Raw genomic sequence first — 15922 nt, 5'->3', positions numbered from 1 at the left:
CGTGCGACCGCAAAAGCGAGCCGTCTGTGACGGCGTACCTATTTGTACCACCCGCAGCATCGATGGACTATGAAGACGCTCGAGATCACGGACGAACAGTACGCGTTCATCCAGCGACTCCGGCAGGAGATTTCCGAGGAGGTCGTCGGCAAGTACGGCTTCGTCCGCGAGCGGGACGCGGTCCAGTTTCTGATCGACAACATCGACGGCGAGGCCGACGTGGACATCGAGATCGACGAGGCGTTTCACTCCTCGGCGACCGACGACGTCGCCGGTTCGGTCGGTGCCGCGATCGAAGCGGACGGCGAGTCGGTCGGCGAAGAGGTGTCCTACGACGAAACGGCCGATCCGGCCGATCCCGACGAGGCCGAGGATGACGACGACACCGACGAGTCGAACGACTCGAGTACGAACACGGACGACTCGAGCGTCGAGTCCGGCGGCGGCGAGGGAGATGCTGACAGCAGCGACAACGGGAGCGAGAGCGAGAGCGGCGACGCCGACGACGACGAAATGCTCGACGAGATGATGAGCCTCCTCGAGACCCACGACGACAAGTGGGAGGAGTCGTCCTCCGCGGACTACCGGTACACCGTGACGCTGCCCGACGGCTCCACCGAGGACGTCCAGACGAAAGACGACGTGCGGGCGCTGCTGTTCAAGAACTACCGGTAACGCGTCGAGTCGCGTCTCGAGTCTCGGTTCCCGATCCTCGTCTCGACCGCCCGATCCTTCCTCGTTTATCGTGGGAAAGAACAACGTTTTTACTCGCGCTTGCGTTTTCACGCGGTATGAGCGAACGCGAGGTGCTCGAGTTGCTTCGTGAGAACGCGCGATACTCCACCGCCGACATCGCGCGAATGACCGACCTCGAGGAAGACGAGGTCGAGGCAGCAATCGCGGAACTCGAGGCAGCGGGCGTGGTTCGCGGCTACCAGGCGGTCGTCGACTGGGACAAACTGGAAGACGAGCGCGTCCGCGCCGAGGTCGAGTTGAACGTCCGCCTCGACCGCGAGACCGGCTACGGCGACATCGCCGAGCGCCTCGCACGATTCCCGCAGGTCAAGGCCCTGCGGCTGGTCAGCGGCGACTACGACTTCGACATGGAGGTCGAGGGCGACTCGATCCGCGAGGTCTCCCAGTTCATCAGCGAGAAGGTCGCGCCCGTCCCCGAGATCACCCAGACGGTCACCCACTACGTGATGACCTCTTACAAGGAGAACGGGATCGAACTCGGCGACGGCGACGAGGACGACCGGCTCTCAGTTTCGCCCTGACCCACCATGACCTTCGAACTCTCAGATCGCGTGCAGGCGGTTCCACCGTCGGGTATCCGGCGGTTCTTCGAGATCGCCGAGGAGCGCGACGAGGTCATCTCGCTGGGCGTCGGCGAACCCGACTTCTCGACGCCGTGGGCCGCCCGCGACGCCGCGATCACGTCCCTAGAGCAGGGGAAGACCTCCTACACGGCCAACCGCGGCAAGCGGGAACTCCGCGAGGCGATCAGCGACTACGTCGCCGACCGGTTCGATCTGGGCTACGGCGCCGACGAGGAGATCATCGTCACGGCCGGCGCGAGCGAGGCCGTCGACCTCGCCTTCCGCGCGCTGGTCGATCCCGGCGACACCGTCGCGATCGCCCAGCCGTCGTACATCTCCTACGAGCCGGGCGTGATCTTCGCCGGCGGCGAGGTCCTGTCCGTCCCGACGAAGAAGGAAGACGACTTCCGGCTCACCGTCGACGCCCTCGAGGCGGCCGGCGCGAGCGAGGCCGACCTGCTCGTCCTGTGCTACCCGAACAACCCGACCGGCGCGATCATGCGCGAGTCCGACCTCGAGCCGGTCGCCGAGTTCGCCCGCGAGCACGACCTGACCGTGCTGGCCGACGAGATCTACGCCGAACTCACCTACGAGGGCGACCACACCTCCATCGCGACGCTGCCGGGCATGCGCGAGCGGACCGTCGTCTTCAACGGGTTCTCGAAGGCCCACGCGATGACCGGCCTCCGGCTGGGCTACGCGCTCGGCCCCGCCGACGTCATCGGCGCGATGAACAAGATCCACCAGTACACGATGCTCTCGGCGCCGACGACGGCCCAGCACGCGGCCCTCGAGGCGCTGGATTCCTGCGACGGCGACGTCCGAGAGATGGTCGAGCAGTACGATCGGCGCCGCCAGTTCGTCCTCTCGCGGTTCCGCGAGATCGGGATGGACGTCTTCGAGGCTAAGGGCGCGTTCTACTGCTTCCCCGAAGTTCCGGAGGGCTGGACGGCCGAGGAGTTCGCCGAAGCGGTACTGCGCGAGCAGGGCGTCGCCGTCGTCCCCGGCGACGTCTTCGGCGCCGGCGGCGAGGGCCACCTCCGCGTCTCCTACGCGACCGGCCTCGACGACCTGCGCAAGGCGCTGAACCGACTCGAGGCGTTCGTCGAAGACCACGTCTGACGGCGGTTCGCGGACAGCGGAAGGGATCTGCCGGGCGCTACCAGCACCGTTTTCATCGTCGCCTGCGCGTTCGTCCGTATGGTCGACTATCGCCCCATTCCGGATCGCCGGGAGCTCTTCCACGAGTACCGGATGTACGCTTTCGCGCCCGAGCAGGGGCCGCCGGCGTACGACCCCGAGGAACACGACACGCCGCGTGCGCTGCTCGGCAACCCGCGCGGCGTGTTCGCCGACGGCGAGACGGGCCCGGACGCCGATCCGCGCTGCGTCTGTCGCCACTACTGGCTGAACGCCCGCGTTCGCGGCGACCGCCATCCGACCGCCGGTCTCGCGGCGGTCGCGACCCCGCCCGAACACCGCCGCGGCGGCTACGTCGGGACGATGCTCGAGCGCTCCCTCGAGGAGTACCGCGAGCGCGGGGACCGATTTTCGGTTCTTTGGCCGTTCGAGTACGCCTTCTACCGGCAGTTCGGCTGGGACACCAGCAACCGGATCGCGTTCCACGAGTGCGAGCCGACCGACCTCTCGTTCGCGACGGCGGCGGTCGACGGCGATCGTGAGGGATCGTTCTTCCCCGTCGATTCCGACGAGTACGATACCCTCGAGCCCGCTTACGAGCGCTACGCCGAGCGGTACGCGCTCGCGCTCGAGCGCGACCGGGAGTGGTGGCAGTGCCGGCTGCTCGAGAACTACGATACCGACCCGTTCGTCTACGCCTACGAGCGCGACGGCGACGTGCGAGGGTACCTGATCTACACGATCGACGACGAGCCGACCCGCGAGGGCCGGACGCTGGACGTCTTCGAGCCGGCGTTCGCCGATCACGACGCCCTGCTGGCCCTCCTTTCGTTCTGCCACAAGCACGATTCGCAGGTCGAACGCGTTCGGCTCCGGCTGCCTACCGACGTCTCGCTGCTCGATATCGCGCAGCGCCCGGATGCCTTCGAGACGACGGTCAAGACGGGGCCGATGGTACGGATCGTCGATGTCGCCGAGACGCTCTCTGCGCTGTCCTACCCCGACCTCGAGGCGCCCGCATCGGTCACGCTCTCGGTGACGGATCCGGTCGCCGACTGGAACGAGGGGACGTTCGCGCTCTCGGTTTCGGACGGCCGAGGGACGTGCGACCGAGCTGCCGAGGAGACGACCGACGCGCGCCTCGACATCGGCGCCCTCTCGCAACTCGTCGTCGGCTACCGCTCGGCGACCGACCTCGAGCGAACTGGACGGCTCGAAACCGGCGACTCAGCCACCCTTGAGACGCTCGAGGCGCTGTTCCCCGAGACGGCGGTCTACCTCGGCGATCGGTTCTGATGCGGTAGGTGCGTCGACACTCGTCTCGGTCGCAGTCCGCACCGGCCTCGAGTGTCGCGCCGACCGGCACAGATCGCGTCAATCTGCAACGGCAGGTCGAACCCTTGTCCGCGTCCCGACCCTGGATCGAGGCGATGAGCGACTCCCAACACTCACTCGAGGATACGACCGTCGCGATCTTCATCGCCCCCGAAGGGACGGAGGAGATCGAGTTCACCGAGCCCAAGGACGCCGTCTCCGAGGCCGGCGCAACCGTCGACGTCCTCGGGAGCGAGACCGGCGAGGCACAGACCGTCAACGACGATCTCGAGGAGAGCGAGATGTACGAGGTCGAGAAGACCTTCGACGAGGTCTCCGCGGACGATTACGACGCGGTGATCGTCCCCGGCGGCACCGTCGGCGCGGACACCCTGCGCGCGAACGAGGACGCCGTCGAACTGCTCCGCTCGCACGTGACGGCCGGCAAGCCGGCGGGCGTCATCTGCCACGGGCCGTGGCTGCTGGTCGAAGCGGACGTCGTCGACGGTCGGACGCTGACCTCCTACCCCAGTTTGCAGACGGACATCCGCAACGCTGGCGGCGAGTGGGTCGACGAGGAGGCCGTCGTCGACGACGGACTCGTGACCAGCCGCAACCCGGACGATCTCGAGGCCTTCTGCGAGTCGATTCTCGAGGCGTTCGCCGGGGCGTAACGTCGCCGAATCGTCGTCGATCGGTCGACCTCCGTTTTTGACTGTTCTCGAACAGCTTCGAGCGGAACGCGGCCGGTACGCGGATAGTCATCAATGGGTATATGTCCCGACGTTCCGTACGGTTCGGCCACGACAGTCAAATACGGCCTTCGTGAAATACTGCTTGACTGTTGGGCAATGGTGACAGTGAACGACAACCTTCACGCGAGCGGGATCGACGCGCGGCCACCCGCAGGTGTAGGTTGGTTCAGCCGTCCGAATTCTGATCCGGGCTCGGACTCGAGTTCGGGTTCGGATTCAGATTCGATCGCGGGTGATCGACCGTGACGCGGCGATCGATACCGGCGCTCGACCGGATTACGGACGCATTCTTCGCCCTCGATACGGATTTCCGCTTTACCTATCTCAACGCGCGCGCCGAGTCCCTCCTCAAGCGTTCGCGCGCGGAGCTGATCGGCCGAGTTATGTGGGACGAGTTCCCCGAAACCGTCGAGACGCAGTTTCCCGACGGCTTCCACCGGGCGATGGACGAGCAGGTCCCCGTCTCCTTCGAGGTCTACCACACCCGACTCGAGACCTGGTTCGAGGCCAAGGCCTACCCCTCCGAAACCGGGCTCTCGGTGTACATGCGCGACGTCACCGAGCGCAAGCGCCAGGAGACGTCGCTGGCCCAGCACGCCGCCGTCGTCGAGGCCATCAGCGACGGCGTCGTGACGCTGGACCGCAACCGGGAGATCGTCTCGGTCAACGGCGCCATGAAACGGATTCTCGGCGCCGATCGCGAGGACCTCGTCGGCGAACACGTCGAGATCCTCCCGGAGCTGGCCGCGATCGACGACGACGACGCGGTCGAGATCGGCCGCGCGATCACCGACATCGACATCGGCACCGCCGAAACGCGCCGCCTCGAGGCGCCCTTTACCGCCGCCGACGGCACGGAGCGGATGGGGGAGTTCCGCTTCGTCCCGATCGAGGACGACGCGGCGACCGTCGCCTGCGTCCTCCGGGACGTCACCGACCAGCACGAGTACGAGCGCGTCGCCGCCTCCTTACACCAGGTCACGCGGTGGCTCCTCGACTCCGACGACCCCGAGGAGATCTGTGCGATCGCCGTCCACTCGGGCAGCGACCTGCTCGATCTGCCGATCAGCGGCGTCTGGCTCCTCGAGGAGGAACACGGCTACCTCGAGCCGGTCGCCGGCACCGCCGGTGCGCACGACGAGTTCGGGGGCCTCCCGCGGTTCTACCCCGGCGAGGGGTTGGTCTGGGAAGCCTTCGAGGCCGGCGACGTCGAGCGGTTCGACGACCTCGCGTCCCGGGAGGAACTCTACAATCCGGAGACGCCGATCCGCTCGGAGATCATCGCTCCGATCGGTACCCACGGCGTCCTCATGACCGGCGCCCTCGAGCCCAACCGGTTCGACGAAACGGACGTCGAACTGATCTCGACGCTCGTCGAGAACACGCGCGCGGCCCTCGATCGGGCCGACCGCGAACGCGTGCTGCGCGAGCGAACCGCTGAACTCGAGCGCCGCACCGAACGCCTGGAAGGCGTCGCCGACATCCTCTCGAACGACCTCAAGCGCCAACTCGAGACGGTCGCCGAAGCCCTCGAGGACGGCGAGGACCGTCGATCCTCGAGCAGTCGGACGCAGTCCGACGACGCAACCGACGACTGGCAGTTCCCCCTCGCGGAGGACTCCGTCGAGACGACCCTCGACCGCGCCGAACGGCTCGTCGACGACGTCAAGGAGTTCGCCCGCAACGCCTCCTCGGTGCGGACGCGCAGTCGGATCCACCTCGAGAGCGCCATCGAGGAGGCCCTCGATGGCTCGCGACTGGACGACGACGCCGTTATCGTCGAGCGGCCGGCGACGCTACGGGCCGACGCCGACCGGTTCGTCCACCTCCTCGAGACGGCCTTCGACGACGTCGCGTCTCGGAGCCGCAGCCGCAGCGATGTGACGGTCTGGATCGACGTGATCGGCGTCGAGAATGCCGACCGGTCGCGGGGCTTCTTCATGCGCGACGACGCGGCCGAGGTACATCCGGGAACCCACGACCGGCTGCTGGATCCCAGTACCGACGACGAGACGGCTATCGAAGGGCTCGGACTGGCGCTCGTCAAGGCGATCGCCGAAGCCCACGACTGGACGCTCTCGATCGAACGCGGTTCCGAGGGCGGCACGCGGATCGAGATTCGAGACGTGATGACGCTCGAGGTTCCGGAACCGGAATCACGGCCGGAGTCGACCGTCGACTAACCGACTCTGCACAAGTATCGTCGCGGCAGTTAGTCGTCGTCATCGCAAAGTACGTCGCGCATTACGTCGCGGCAGTTAGTCGTCGTCATCGCAAAGTACGTCGCGCATTACGTCGCGGCGGTAGCGATCGCTCTCTGCTGCGAACAGATCCGCCATCGTCTCGTCGGCGCGGGTCCGCGCCACCGCCAGCCGATCCTCGAGGGCGGCGTAGCGCCGGCTGGCGGCGAGTTCGGCGTCGTGTCGGTCGCGATCGAGCAGCGCCCGCTTCGAGGCGAGTTCGTAGAAGGTGCGGAGGTGGTCGTCGTAGATCGCCTGCAGTGCGAGTCGGTCGACGACGCGCCGGAGGTCGGTCGACGAGATCGGTGCAACGAGGGAGTCGTCGACCGCTCGCCGGACGGTCACGGTGGAGGGGGCAGACGCAACGATCATCGCAACACGACAACCGAGATCGCGGTCGTGGATCGGTTGTAGAAGCGTTTCGATACCAGGGCTCGAGTCCGACGCCGACGGTGAAAGCCGCCGATCGAAGACGACGACGTCGACCGCCGCACTGATCTCGTCGACCGCGTCAGCCTCGCTTTCGACCGCCTGGACGTCGTACTCGTCCTCGAGCCACCCCGTATAGCGGGCTGCGAGGGCTGGATCGGGCTCGACGAGCAGGACGGATGGGGGTGACGACGGGGACGGGGACAGGGACGGGGTATCGATATCCATCGGCGAATCGACCGCGAACGGGTCGTTGGAGGAGTCGTACCGAAGGCGTATTAAAATACCGGGAGTTCACCGAGATAATATTACTACCGTCGCCCGCTCACTCGAGTTCGCGCTCGATCGTCGCCCGCCGGTCGCGGATCGTCGTCGCGTCGGTCTCGAGCGTTCGATCGCCGGCGGCGATCGCGAGCGAGCCGTCGGTCGTCGCCGATCCCAGACCGGTGACCGGCGCGATGCCGTCGAACACCTCGCGGACCGCGTCGGGTGCAGCGGTCTGGATCAGGACGCGGCCGGGCTGTTCGTGGAACAGCGCGCCGATTGAGTCGTCCGCGGGCAGGGTTACCTCGAGACCCGCCTCGTCGGAGACCATCTCGGCGAGGGCGACCGCGAGGCCGCCGTGGCTGACGTCGTGGGTCGCGAGCGTCGCGTCGTCGTTTGCGACCTCGGCGACGGTCCGGACGAGCGCCGACGGCTCCTCGGGGAGCGCGGGGAACGCGTCGCTGCCGTCGAATCGAGCGAGGTACTCCGAGCCGCCCAGCGCGAACTCGCCGTCCTCGAGCGCGATGTCGCCGACGAGCAGCAGTTCGGCCTCGGTGTCGGGCGCGACCGTCAGCGGCGGCGCGTCGTACCCGTCCTTCGCGCCGACCATCGCGAGCGTCGGCGTCGGCGGGATCGGTCCGGCGACGGAGTCGTTGTACAGCGAGACGTTCCCGCCGACGACGGGCGCCTCGAGCGTCGCGCACATGTCGGCGAGGCCGTCGACGATCCCCTTGAAGCCGCCGTAGACGTCGGACTTCTCGGGGTTGCCGCCGTTGAGGCAGTCGACGGCCGCGAGGGGCGTCGCACCCTTGGCCGCGACGTTCGTCGCGTTCTCGAGGGCGACCGCCTGCGCACCCTCGTAGGGGGCAGTATCGGTCCAGTTCGGTGCGGCGCCCGAGGAGATGGCGAGGCCCGTCCCCGCTTCGCGGACCGCGATGATCGCGGCGTCGTCGCCCGGCCCGACGCTCGTCCGGACGCCGACCTCGTGGTCGTACTGGCGGTAGACCCACCGCTTCGAGGCCGTGTTCGGACTCGCAACGACCGTCTCGAACGCCTCCTCGAGATCGACGTCGGGCAGGTCGGTTTCGGGCTGGGTCGGCTCCGCGGCCGGCAGGTCGTTCATCGGCGCGCCCTCGCCGAGGAACTCGGCGTCGACGTCGACCACGGGCTCGCCTTCGAACGTGCAGGTGTAGTTGCCCTCGGTCACCTCGCCGATCACGGAGCAGCCGAGATCGAACCGTTCGGCGATCTCGCGCACGCGGTCGACGTTCTCGGGTTCGACCTCGTAGCACATCCGCTCCTGCGATTCCGCGAGCAGGATCTCGAGGGCGTTCATGTTCGGCTCGCGCTGGTGGACCCGCTCGAGTTCGATGTCGGCGCCGAGGCCGCCCTTGGCGACCAGTTCGCTCGAGGCGCCGCCGAGGCCGGCCGCGCCGAGGTCGCGGGCCGATTCGATCAGGCCCTCTTCGATCAGTTGCTCGTTGGCCTCGATGAGAAGCTTTTCCGTGTACGGGTCGCCGACCTGGACCGCGGGTCGGTCTTCGGTTTCGGCGTCCTCCGAGAGGTCCTCGCTGGCGAAGGAGGCGCCGCCGAGGCCGTCCCGACCGGTGCCGTTCCCGACGAGGACGAGCTTATTTCCGGGTTCCTGCGCAACGGCTGTGACGAGTCGCTCCTCGTCGGTCAGGCCGACGCAGGCGACGTTGACCAGCGGGTTGCCCTCGTAGTCGGGGTGGAAATCGACGCTGCCGGCGACGGTGGGGACGCCGATACAGTTCCCGTAGTGGCTGATTCCCTCGACGACGCCCTCGAACAGATATTTGGAGTGTTCGCGGTCGAAATCGCCGAAGTACAGCGAGTCGGCCAGCGCGATGGGGTAGGCGCCCATCGAAAGCGTGTCGCGGACGATGCCGCCGACGCCGGTTGCGGCGCCGTCGAACGGGTCGACGTAGGAGGGGTGGTTGTGGCTCTCGATACCCATCGTGATGTAGGTGTTCTGGGTCTCGTCCCCGCGCCCCTCGTCGTCCGTATGGTCCGGCAGCGCGACGACCGCCGCGTCGTCGCCCGGCCCGACGACGACCTGCTCTCCCTCGCTCTCGAAGGCCGACAGCAGGGGTCTCGAGGAGCGGTACGCGCAGTGTTCGCTCCAGAGGTTCTCGAACAGCGCCGCCTCGGCCTGGGTCGGCTCCCGCCCCAGTTCGTCGACGACGAGTTCGCGGTCCGAATCGGCAAGACTCATTCATCTAGGTGGTGAAAGCCGGCCGGTAAAGGGGTTTCTATATGCACCTTCGTGTATACTACTCCGGATCGTCGATACTCGATGGCTCGAGTCGGGACGAGATCCGTCCGTGGACGCCGTGAGAGACGGTCGCAACCGTCGCTCTCAAGGTCAACCGTTACTCCCGCCAGCGCCCTCCGTTCTGACGTCATGGGAAGAAGCAGACCCACGTCCGTCCTCGAGAGAACGCTCGAGTTCGATCCGCCCGGCTCGCGTCGGCTCCGCCTGGCGTTTGCCACGCTCTGGGTCGTCGATCTGATCGCCGCGGCTTCGTTCTTCGTCGTTCCGTACGCGAGCGAACTCAACCCGGTCACCGTCTTCTTCTACGACCTGTTCGGGCTGGCCGGCGTCGCGCTCGCGGCCATCTGTTACGCCGCGGTCGTGGTCGTCGTCGGTAACGTCCTCTCGGCGCCGATCGACGGCCGGTTCGTAGCGGGCGCCGTCGTGTTGTACGCCGCGTTCGCGTTCAACAACGTCGTGCTACTGCTGTTCCGCCAGGCGCCGCTGGAGATGGCCGTCGTCGCGCTGTGAGTCGGCGCTCGAGTTTGGAGGAATTCGACCGCCGGCCCCGACTACTGGTAGGCTTCGAACTCCTCGCCGAACAGGAGGAAGTAGCCGGTGCCGACGACGCCGATGACCGCGGCGATCGTAAAGGCGAGCTCCGCGCTGACGAACTCCCAGAGGTAGCCGCCCAGCGCGGCGCTGGGGATGACGATCGTGTTTCGGAGCAGGTAGTACGTCCCCGTCACGCGACCGCCGGCACCCTGCTCCGCGGGGCCGACGATCAGTGCCTTGTGTGATGGGAGCCCGGCGAACCGCAGCCCGGAGAACGCGAACACGAGGATCATCGCCGCTGCGGTGTTGGTTGTGAACTCGGGGACGTTAATCAGGACGATCGGGAATATCGCGTAGACGGCGAAGCCGAGCGCCACGACGGGCTTGAGTCCGACGCGCTCGGCGACCTTGGCCGCGGGGACCATCACGAGCAGCGCGACGAGCATCTCGACGCCCAGCAGGTAGCCGAAGAAGGCCTGCGGGGAGAGGTCGATCGCGTAGGAGAACCCGCCGACAGCGATCGTCGTCTCGAGGCCGACCTCGTAGAGCCGGGTCACCACGAGCACGAAGAAGGCGTAGACCATCCCGTTAGCGAACCGGACGAGCGTGTCGCCGACCAGCAGCGGCCGCAGCGGGTCGGGCATGTCCCGCAAATCCTGGACGATCTGCTCGAGGCCCGCGAAGGAGCCGCCGATCGAGTCCTCGCTGGCATCGTAGAGGACGTGCTGGATGGCGGTTCCCAAGACGCCGAAGACGACCGCGACCGCGAGGACGAACTGGAAGCTGGTGGTGAAGTCGGGGTGGAAACCGATGAGCACCGCGGCCAGGACGGGCCCGACGAGGAAAGCGGTCCGACGGAACGTCTCGGTGCTCGCGAAGCCGGCCGCCAGCCGCGAGGGGTCGGTGGCCTGCTTGACGACGGCGAAGGTCGCCCCGAGGCCGAACGACTTCCAGGCCTGCGCGAGCACCAGTCCGACGAAGATCCAGAGCCAGGGCTCGATCGTGACGGGGCCGACCGCGATCGGATCGAACTGCCCCGCGACGAGCCAGAGCGCAAAGCCGAGCGTCGACAGCAGTCCGAACAGCGTCAGCGCGTACCGCGAGCCGATCCGATCCGAGATCGCGCCGCCGGGATACGGGTAGACGGCCGAGATGATATTCCCGAACGTGCCGAACAGCCCGACGACGAACCCCGACGCGCCCAGTGCGACCATGTAGTCCGGCAAAAAGCGACTCGTCATCTGGAAGCCGAGGCTGAAGGCGAACATCGCCAGCGACAGCACCAGCACGTCCCGCTCGAGGGCGAAGAACTGGCGGAACGTATCCAGAGCGCTCGGTTCCTGTTGGTCGACTTCGATCTCTTCCGTCCCCATCCTCGGTCACCGGCGTGTACTCGCCGTTGACCGGGGCAACGGTCGCGTCCGTAATAGGAGTACCGTGTTTGGTACGGTTTGATTCGATTTTGATCGAACTCAATACTCGTACATAGTAGTCAGTATGCGACCGTATTCGGCTATAACGGGGATTCTTACCGCCTTTTGAGTAGTGGAGTCGGAACCATTAATTGAAGAGCCACTCAACTAATCGGCGATGGCACGAGCGACGGAACGACTCCAACGCTATCTCGAGTCGGAACTGGACGAGTGTCGCGACGAAGACATCGATTGCCGCCTCGAGGAACTCGACGCGCTCGAGGCGACGATCGGCGAGGATCGGGTCGAGACGGAACTGGACGTCCTCTCGGCGATGGGAAACGAGACGCGCTACCGGATCGTCCGCGCGCTCGTGGCAGCCGAGGAGGAGCTGTGCGTCTGCGAACTAGACGCGATCGTCGACGTCAGCGAGAGCGGGCTGAGCCACGCGCTCTCGGAACTCGTCGACGCGGGGCTCGTCTCCGGTCGCAAAGACGGCCGCTGGAAGAAGTACCGGGCGACCAACCGCGCCGTGGCGCTGGTCACGGTCCTCGACGGGTGCGTAAGCGATGAGTAGCGAGACCGTCGACGCCACGGGCCACGAACACGGCCCGAACTGCGGCTGCGAGAGTTGCGGCGATCCGCGGTCGATGGATTTCCTCGATAAGTACCTCACCGTCTGGATCTTCGCCGCGATGGCGGTCGGCGTCGGCCTCGGTTACATCGCGCCCGAAGTCACGCAACCGATTCGAGACCTCCACTTAGTCGAGATCGGCCTCGTCGCGATGATGTACCCGCCGCTGGCCAAAGCCGACTACGGGAAGCTCCCGACGGTGTTCAGCAACTGGCGGATCCTCGGCCTGAGCCTCGTCCAGAACTGGCTCATCGGCCCGACGCTGATGTTCGGGCTCGCGGTCGTCTTCTTCAGCGGGCTCGTACCCGGCCTCCCGGCCCGTCCCGAGTACTTTCTGGGGCTCGTGTTCATCGGGATGGCCCGCTGTATCGCGATGGTACTCGTCTGGAACGAACTCGCGGAGGGCTCGACCGAGTACGTCACCGGCCTCGTGGCCTTCAACAGCCTCTTTCAGATCGTCACCTACGGCGTCTACGTCTGGTTCTTCGGACTCGTCCTGCCGCCGCTGCTTGGCATGGAGTCGCTCGTCGCCGGGATCACGACCTTCGACGTGACGCCGATGCAGGTGTTCTGGGCCATCGCCGTCTTCCTCGGGATCCCCTTCGCCGGCGGCGTCCTCACCCGGTTCGTCGGCACGCGAACGAAGGGCGAGACGTGGTACGACGAGGAGTTCGTCCCGAAGATCGACCCCCTGACGCTGGTCGCGCTCCTGTTTACCGTCGTCGTGATGTTCGCCACGCAGGGCGAGAACATCGTCGCCGCGCCCGCGGACGTCCTGCTGATCGCCGTCCCGCTGACGATCTACTTCGTCGTGATGTTCCTCGTCAGCTTCGGCATGGGCCGGGGGATCGGGGCCGACTACTCGACGACGACCGCGATCGGCTTCACCGCCGCCTCGAACAACTTCGAACTCGCGATCGCCGTCTCCGTCGCCGTCTTCGGCGTCGGCTCCGGCGTCGCCTTCGCCACCGTCGTCGGCCCGCTCATCGAGGTGCCCGTCCTGCTCGCCCTAGTCAACGTCGCGCTGTACTTCCAGCGGCGCTTCGACTGGGACGGGTTCGAGACCGGCAGCCTCGAGGAAGCGAACGCGCCGTCGGCATCGCCGACCGACGACTAACGGATTACGACCCACCGCCTACCTACCACTATGTCCACCGACCACACAGAGACCGACTCCGAACCCGAGACCGACTCGAGCACGACCACCGTCGCCTTCGTCTGCGTCCAGAACGCCGGGCGCAGCCAGATGGCGACCGCTTTCGCCGAACGCGAGCGCGAGCGCCGGGACGCCGACATCGACATCGTCTCCGGCGGAACCGATCCGGCCGATACCGTCCACGAGGAGGTCGTCACCGCTATGGGCGAGCTCGGCATCGACCTCAGCGATCGAACGCCTCGAGAGATTACCCCCGAAGACCTGCAGGACTGCGAGTACGTCATCACGATGGGTTGCTCCGCCGAGGGCGTCTGTCCGGCGACCTGGAGCGGCGAGAACCGCGACTGGGACCTGACGGATCCCCACGGAGCCGACGAGGAGACGGTCCGCGAAATCCGGGACGAAATCGAGTCCCGCGTCGAGGCGTTGTTCGACGAACTGTAGCTGAAACCGACGCCTACCGTCTCCCCGATCACCGCGGCGGTCCGATCGGCTGCCGCCTCATTCAATCGAACCGACCGTTTACTAATCGGATAACTTTTGATCGCGCTACCCGAACGTCGACCCGTGCTGTCGGTCGAACTTCACGCCCACTCGTCGCTGTCGTACGACGGCCGGGACTCGGTCGAACTCATCTTAGAGCAGGCCGAGGCCGTCGGCCTCGACGCGATCGCCGTCACCGATCACGACGAAATCGACGCGAGCCTCGAGGCCGCCGAACGGGCCCCCGACTACGGGCTCGTCGGCATCCCGGCGATGGAAATCTCGAGCAAGGCGGGCCACATCCTCGGCCTGGGTGTCGAGGAGGCGGTGCCGCCCGGACTCTCTTTCGAATCCACGCTCGAGGCGATCCGCGAGCAGGGCGGGCTGGCGGTGATCCCCCATCCGTTCCAGGAATCTCGCCACGGTGTGATGGCCCGAATTTCTCGGGAAGAACTCGCGAAAGGCGACGCGATCGAAGTCTACAACTCCCGGCTACTAACCGGCCGCGCGAACCGGCAGGCCGACCGTTTCGCGCGCTCGCGAGACCTGCCCAGAACCGCCGGCAGCGACGCCCACATCAGCGAGATGGTCGGCCAGGCGATCACCCGCGTCGACGCCGAGGAGCGATCCGTCGACGCGATTCTCGAGGCGATCCGCGACGGGAAGACGTCCGTCGAAGGCAAGCGGACGCCGTGGCATATCAGCCTCCAGCAGTTCGCCGGCGGCGTGACGCGCCGCATCCGAAGCGGCATCCTCGGGGTGTTCCGATAACGATGGCAACTCTCCACGGTGCCGACGCCGAGACGGTTCGCGAGGCACTCGAGCGCGGCGAGCCGCTGCCAGGGACGGCCGGCTTCGCGGGCGAGATCGACGGCAAGCTCGTCCGGGACGTGCTCGGTCGGGAACCGCTGTTTCTCGAGGGCACAGAGGCGACGGCCACAGGCGAGACCGAGGACGACGCGTGGGCGTTCGAACCGACCGCGCTCGAGGATCCCACGCCGGTTCCTGCGGGTGGGGTGGTGGACGCCGACGAGGCGGGACGCGTTGTCCCGGCCGACGTCGAACGCCGCTGGACGCTGCCCGATCCAGATCCCGAACCCGATCACGAGACCGCCCTCGAGGCGCTCGACGATGCGATCCGAACCGCGACCGACACCGCTCGAACCGCCGAGCGCGAGATTGCCGTCGCCTTCTCCGGCGGCGTCGACTCCGCGCTGGTGGCCGAACTGCTGGACGCGCCGCTGTACGTCGTCGGCTTCCCCGACAGCCACGACGTCGAGGCCGCACGTACGGCCGCCGAGGCGATGGGCCGCGAGCTGACGGTCGTCGAACTCGAGCCCGCGGACCTCGAGCGCGCGGTGCCCGAGATCGTCCGCGCGACGGGGCGGACGAACGCGATGGACGTCCAGATCGCCCTGCCGCTGTACCTGGTCGGCGAACGGGTCGCCGCGGACGGCTACGACGCGCTCGCGGTCGGCCAGGGCGCGGACGAACTGTTCGGCGGCTACGAGAAGGTCGTCCGGCTCGACCACCGCGTCGACGCGGAGACGACCCGTGGTGCCGTCCGCGAGCAGATCCGGAGTTTGCCCGACCAGCTTCCCCGGGACGTGCTGACGATCCGAGCGACCGGCCTCGAGCCGGTCGCGCCGCTGCTCCACGACCGCGTGGTCGAGGCGGCGCTGCGGCTGCCGGATGACCTCCTGGCCGACGCGGAGACGCGAAAGCGGGCCTTCCGCCAGGTTGCCTCGCGGTACCTCCCCGAGGAGGTCGCGATGCGGGACAAGAAGGCGGTCCAGTACGGCAGCCTCGTCGCCCGCGAACTCGACCGACTCGCGCGACAGAACGGCTACAAGCGCCGGATGGACGACCACGTCTCGAAGTACGTCGCGTCGCTGCTCGAGAACGAGGTCGAGGGCGAGGGTGAGGTCGAGGACGAGTAACCCGGA

Annotated in this window: 15 protein-coding genes; 12 read left to right on the top strand and 3 right to left on the bottom strand. The window is 67.1% G+C overall.

Annotation, left to right across the window (positions count from 1 at the left end; genetic code table 11):
* The first annotated feature begins 69 nt into the window (after window positions 1-69).
* From ATJ93_RS00680 to ATJ93_RS00655, 6 genes are all read left to right on the top strand, one after another.
* The gene (locus ATJ93_RS00680) at window positions 70-675 is read left to right on the top strand and encodes a hypothetical protein (protein ID WP_120242727.1); all 606 of its coding nucleotides are present in this window, start codon (window positions 70-72) and stop codon (window positions 673-675) included.
* A gap of 116 nt (window positions 676-791) precedes the next feature.
* Window positions 792-1277 (top strand): Lrp/AsnC family transcriptional regulator, encoded by a 486-nt coding sequence (locus ATJ93_RS00675; protein ID WP_120242726.1) that lies wholly within the window; start codon window positions 792-794, stop codon window positions 1275-1277.
* A 6-nt stretch (window positions 1278-1283) separates the two neighbouring features.
* Window positions 1284-2441 (top strand): pyridoxal phosphate-dependent aminotransferase, encoded by a 1158-nt coding sequence (locus tag ATJ93_RS00670; RefSeq protein WP_120242725.1) that lies wholly within the window; start codon window positions 1284-1286, stop codon window positions 2439-2441.
* A 78-nt stretch (window positions 2442-2519) separates the two neighbouring features.
* Entirely contained in the window at window positions 2520-3755 is a 1236-nt protein-coding gene (locus ATJ93_RS00665; protein WP_120242724.1) for a GNAT family N-acetyltransferase, read from the top strand.
* Between the two features lie 134 nt (window positions 3756-3889).
* A complete protein-coding gene (locus tag ATJ93_RS00660; RefSeq protein WP_120242723.1) occupies window positions 3890-4447 on the top strand; it encodes a type 1 glutamine amidotransferase domain-containing protein in 558 nt (185 codons plus the stop codon).
* Window positions 4448-4770: 323 nt separating this feature from the next.
* On the top strand, window positions 4771-6711 hold the full coding sequence (locus tag ATJ93_RS00655) for a PAS domain-containing sensor histidine kinase (protein ID WP_120242722.1): 1941 nt from the start codon (window positions 4771-4773) through the stop codon (window positions 6709-6711).
* 75 nt (window positions 6712-6786) lie between these two features.
* On the opposite strand, the gene ATJ93_RS00650 is transcribed toward ATJ93_RS00655, so the two are convergent.
* Window positions 6787-7425, bottom strand: coding sequence for a HalX domain-containing protein (locus ATJ93_RS00650; protein WP_120242721.1), 639 nt, complete (start codon window positions 7423-7425; stop codon window positions 6787-6789).
* A 97-nt stretch (window positions 7426-7522) separates the two neighbouring features.
* The gene (gene purL, locus ATJ93_RS00645; RefSeq protein WP_120242720.1) at window positions 7523-9697 is read right to left on the bottom strand and encodes a phosphoribosylformylglycinamidine synthase subunit PurL; all 2175 of its coding nucleotides are present in this window, start codon (window positions 9695-9697) and stop codon (window positions 7523-7525) included.
* A 189-nt stretch (window positions 9698-9886) separates the two neighbouring features.
* Between purL and ATJ93_RS00640 the strand changes: the two genes are divergently transcribed.
* A complete protein-coding gene (locus ATJ93_RS00640; RefSeq protein WP_120242719.1) occupies window positions 9887-10267 on the top strand; it encodes a hypothetical protein in 381 nt (126 codons plus the stop codon).
* Between the two features lie 41 nt (window positions 10268-10308).
* On the opposite strand, the gene ATJ93_RS00635 is transcribed toward ATJ93_RS00640, so the two are convergent.
* Window positions 10309-11664 carry an MFS transporter gene (locus ATJ93_RS00635; RefSeq protein ID WP_120242718.1) on the bottom strand — a complete coding sequence of 452 codons (1356 nt, stop codon included), beginning with the start codon at window positions 11662-11664 and terminating at the stop codon, window positions 10309-10311.
* Window positions 11665-11881: 217 nt separating this feature from the next.
* Here ATJ93_RS00635 and ATJ93_RS00630 point away from each other — a divergent pair, with 217 nt between their 5' ends.
* From ATJ93_RS00630 to ATJ93_RS00610, 5 genes are all read left to right on the top strand, one after another.
* Complete coding sequence (locus ATJ93_RS00630; protein ID WP_120242717.1) at window positions 11882-12280, top strand: ArsR/SmtB family transcription factor; 399 nt, start codon at window positions 11882-11884, stop codon at window positions 12278-12280.
* Window positions 12273-13454, top strand: a complete 1182-nt coding sequence (arsB, locus tag ATJ93_RS00625) for an ACR3 family arsenite efflux transporter (protein WP_120242716.1) — start codon at window positions 12273-12275, stop codon at window positions 13452-13454. Before ATJ93_RS00630 ends, arsB begins: the two co-directional genes overlap by 8 nt.
* Window positions 13455-13484: 30 nt before the next feature.
* Entirely contained in the window at window positions 13485-13937 is a 453-nt protein-coding gene (locus ATJ93_RS00620) for an arsenate-mycothiol transferase ArsC (RefSeq protein ID WP_120242715.1), read from the top strand.
* Between the two features lie 123 nt (window positions 13938-14060).
* Window positions 14061-14747 carry a PHP domain-containing protein gene (locus ATJ93_RS00615; protein ID WP_120242714.1) on the top strand — a complete coding sequence of 229 codons (687 nt, stop codon included), beginning with the start codon at window positions 14061-14063 and terminating at the stop codon, window positions 14745-14747.
* Window positions 14748-14749: 2 nt separating this feature from the next.
* Entirely contained in the window at window positions 14750-15916 is a 1167-nt protein-coding gene (locus ATJ93_RS00610; RefSeq protein WP_120242713.1) for an asparagine synthase C-terminal domain-containing protein, read from the top strand.
* The last annotated feature ends 6 nt before the right edge of the window (window positions 15917-15922 follow it).

The organism is Halopiger aswanensis, assembly GCF_003610195.1.
Taxonomy (GTDB): domain Archaea; phylum Halobacteriota; class Halobacteria; order Halobacteriales; family Natrialbaceae; genus Halopiger; species Halopiger aswanensis.
This window is presented reverse-complemented; position numbering and strand designations above follow the sequence as displayed.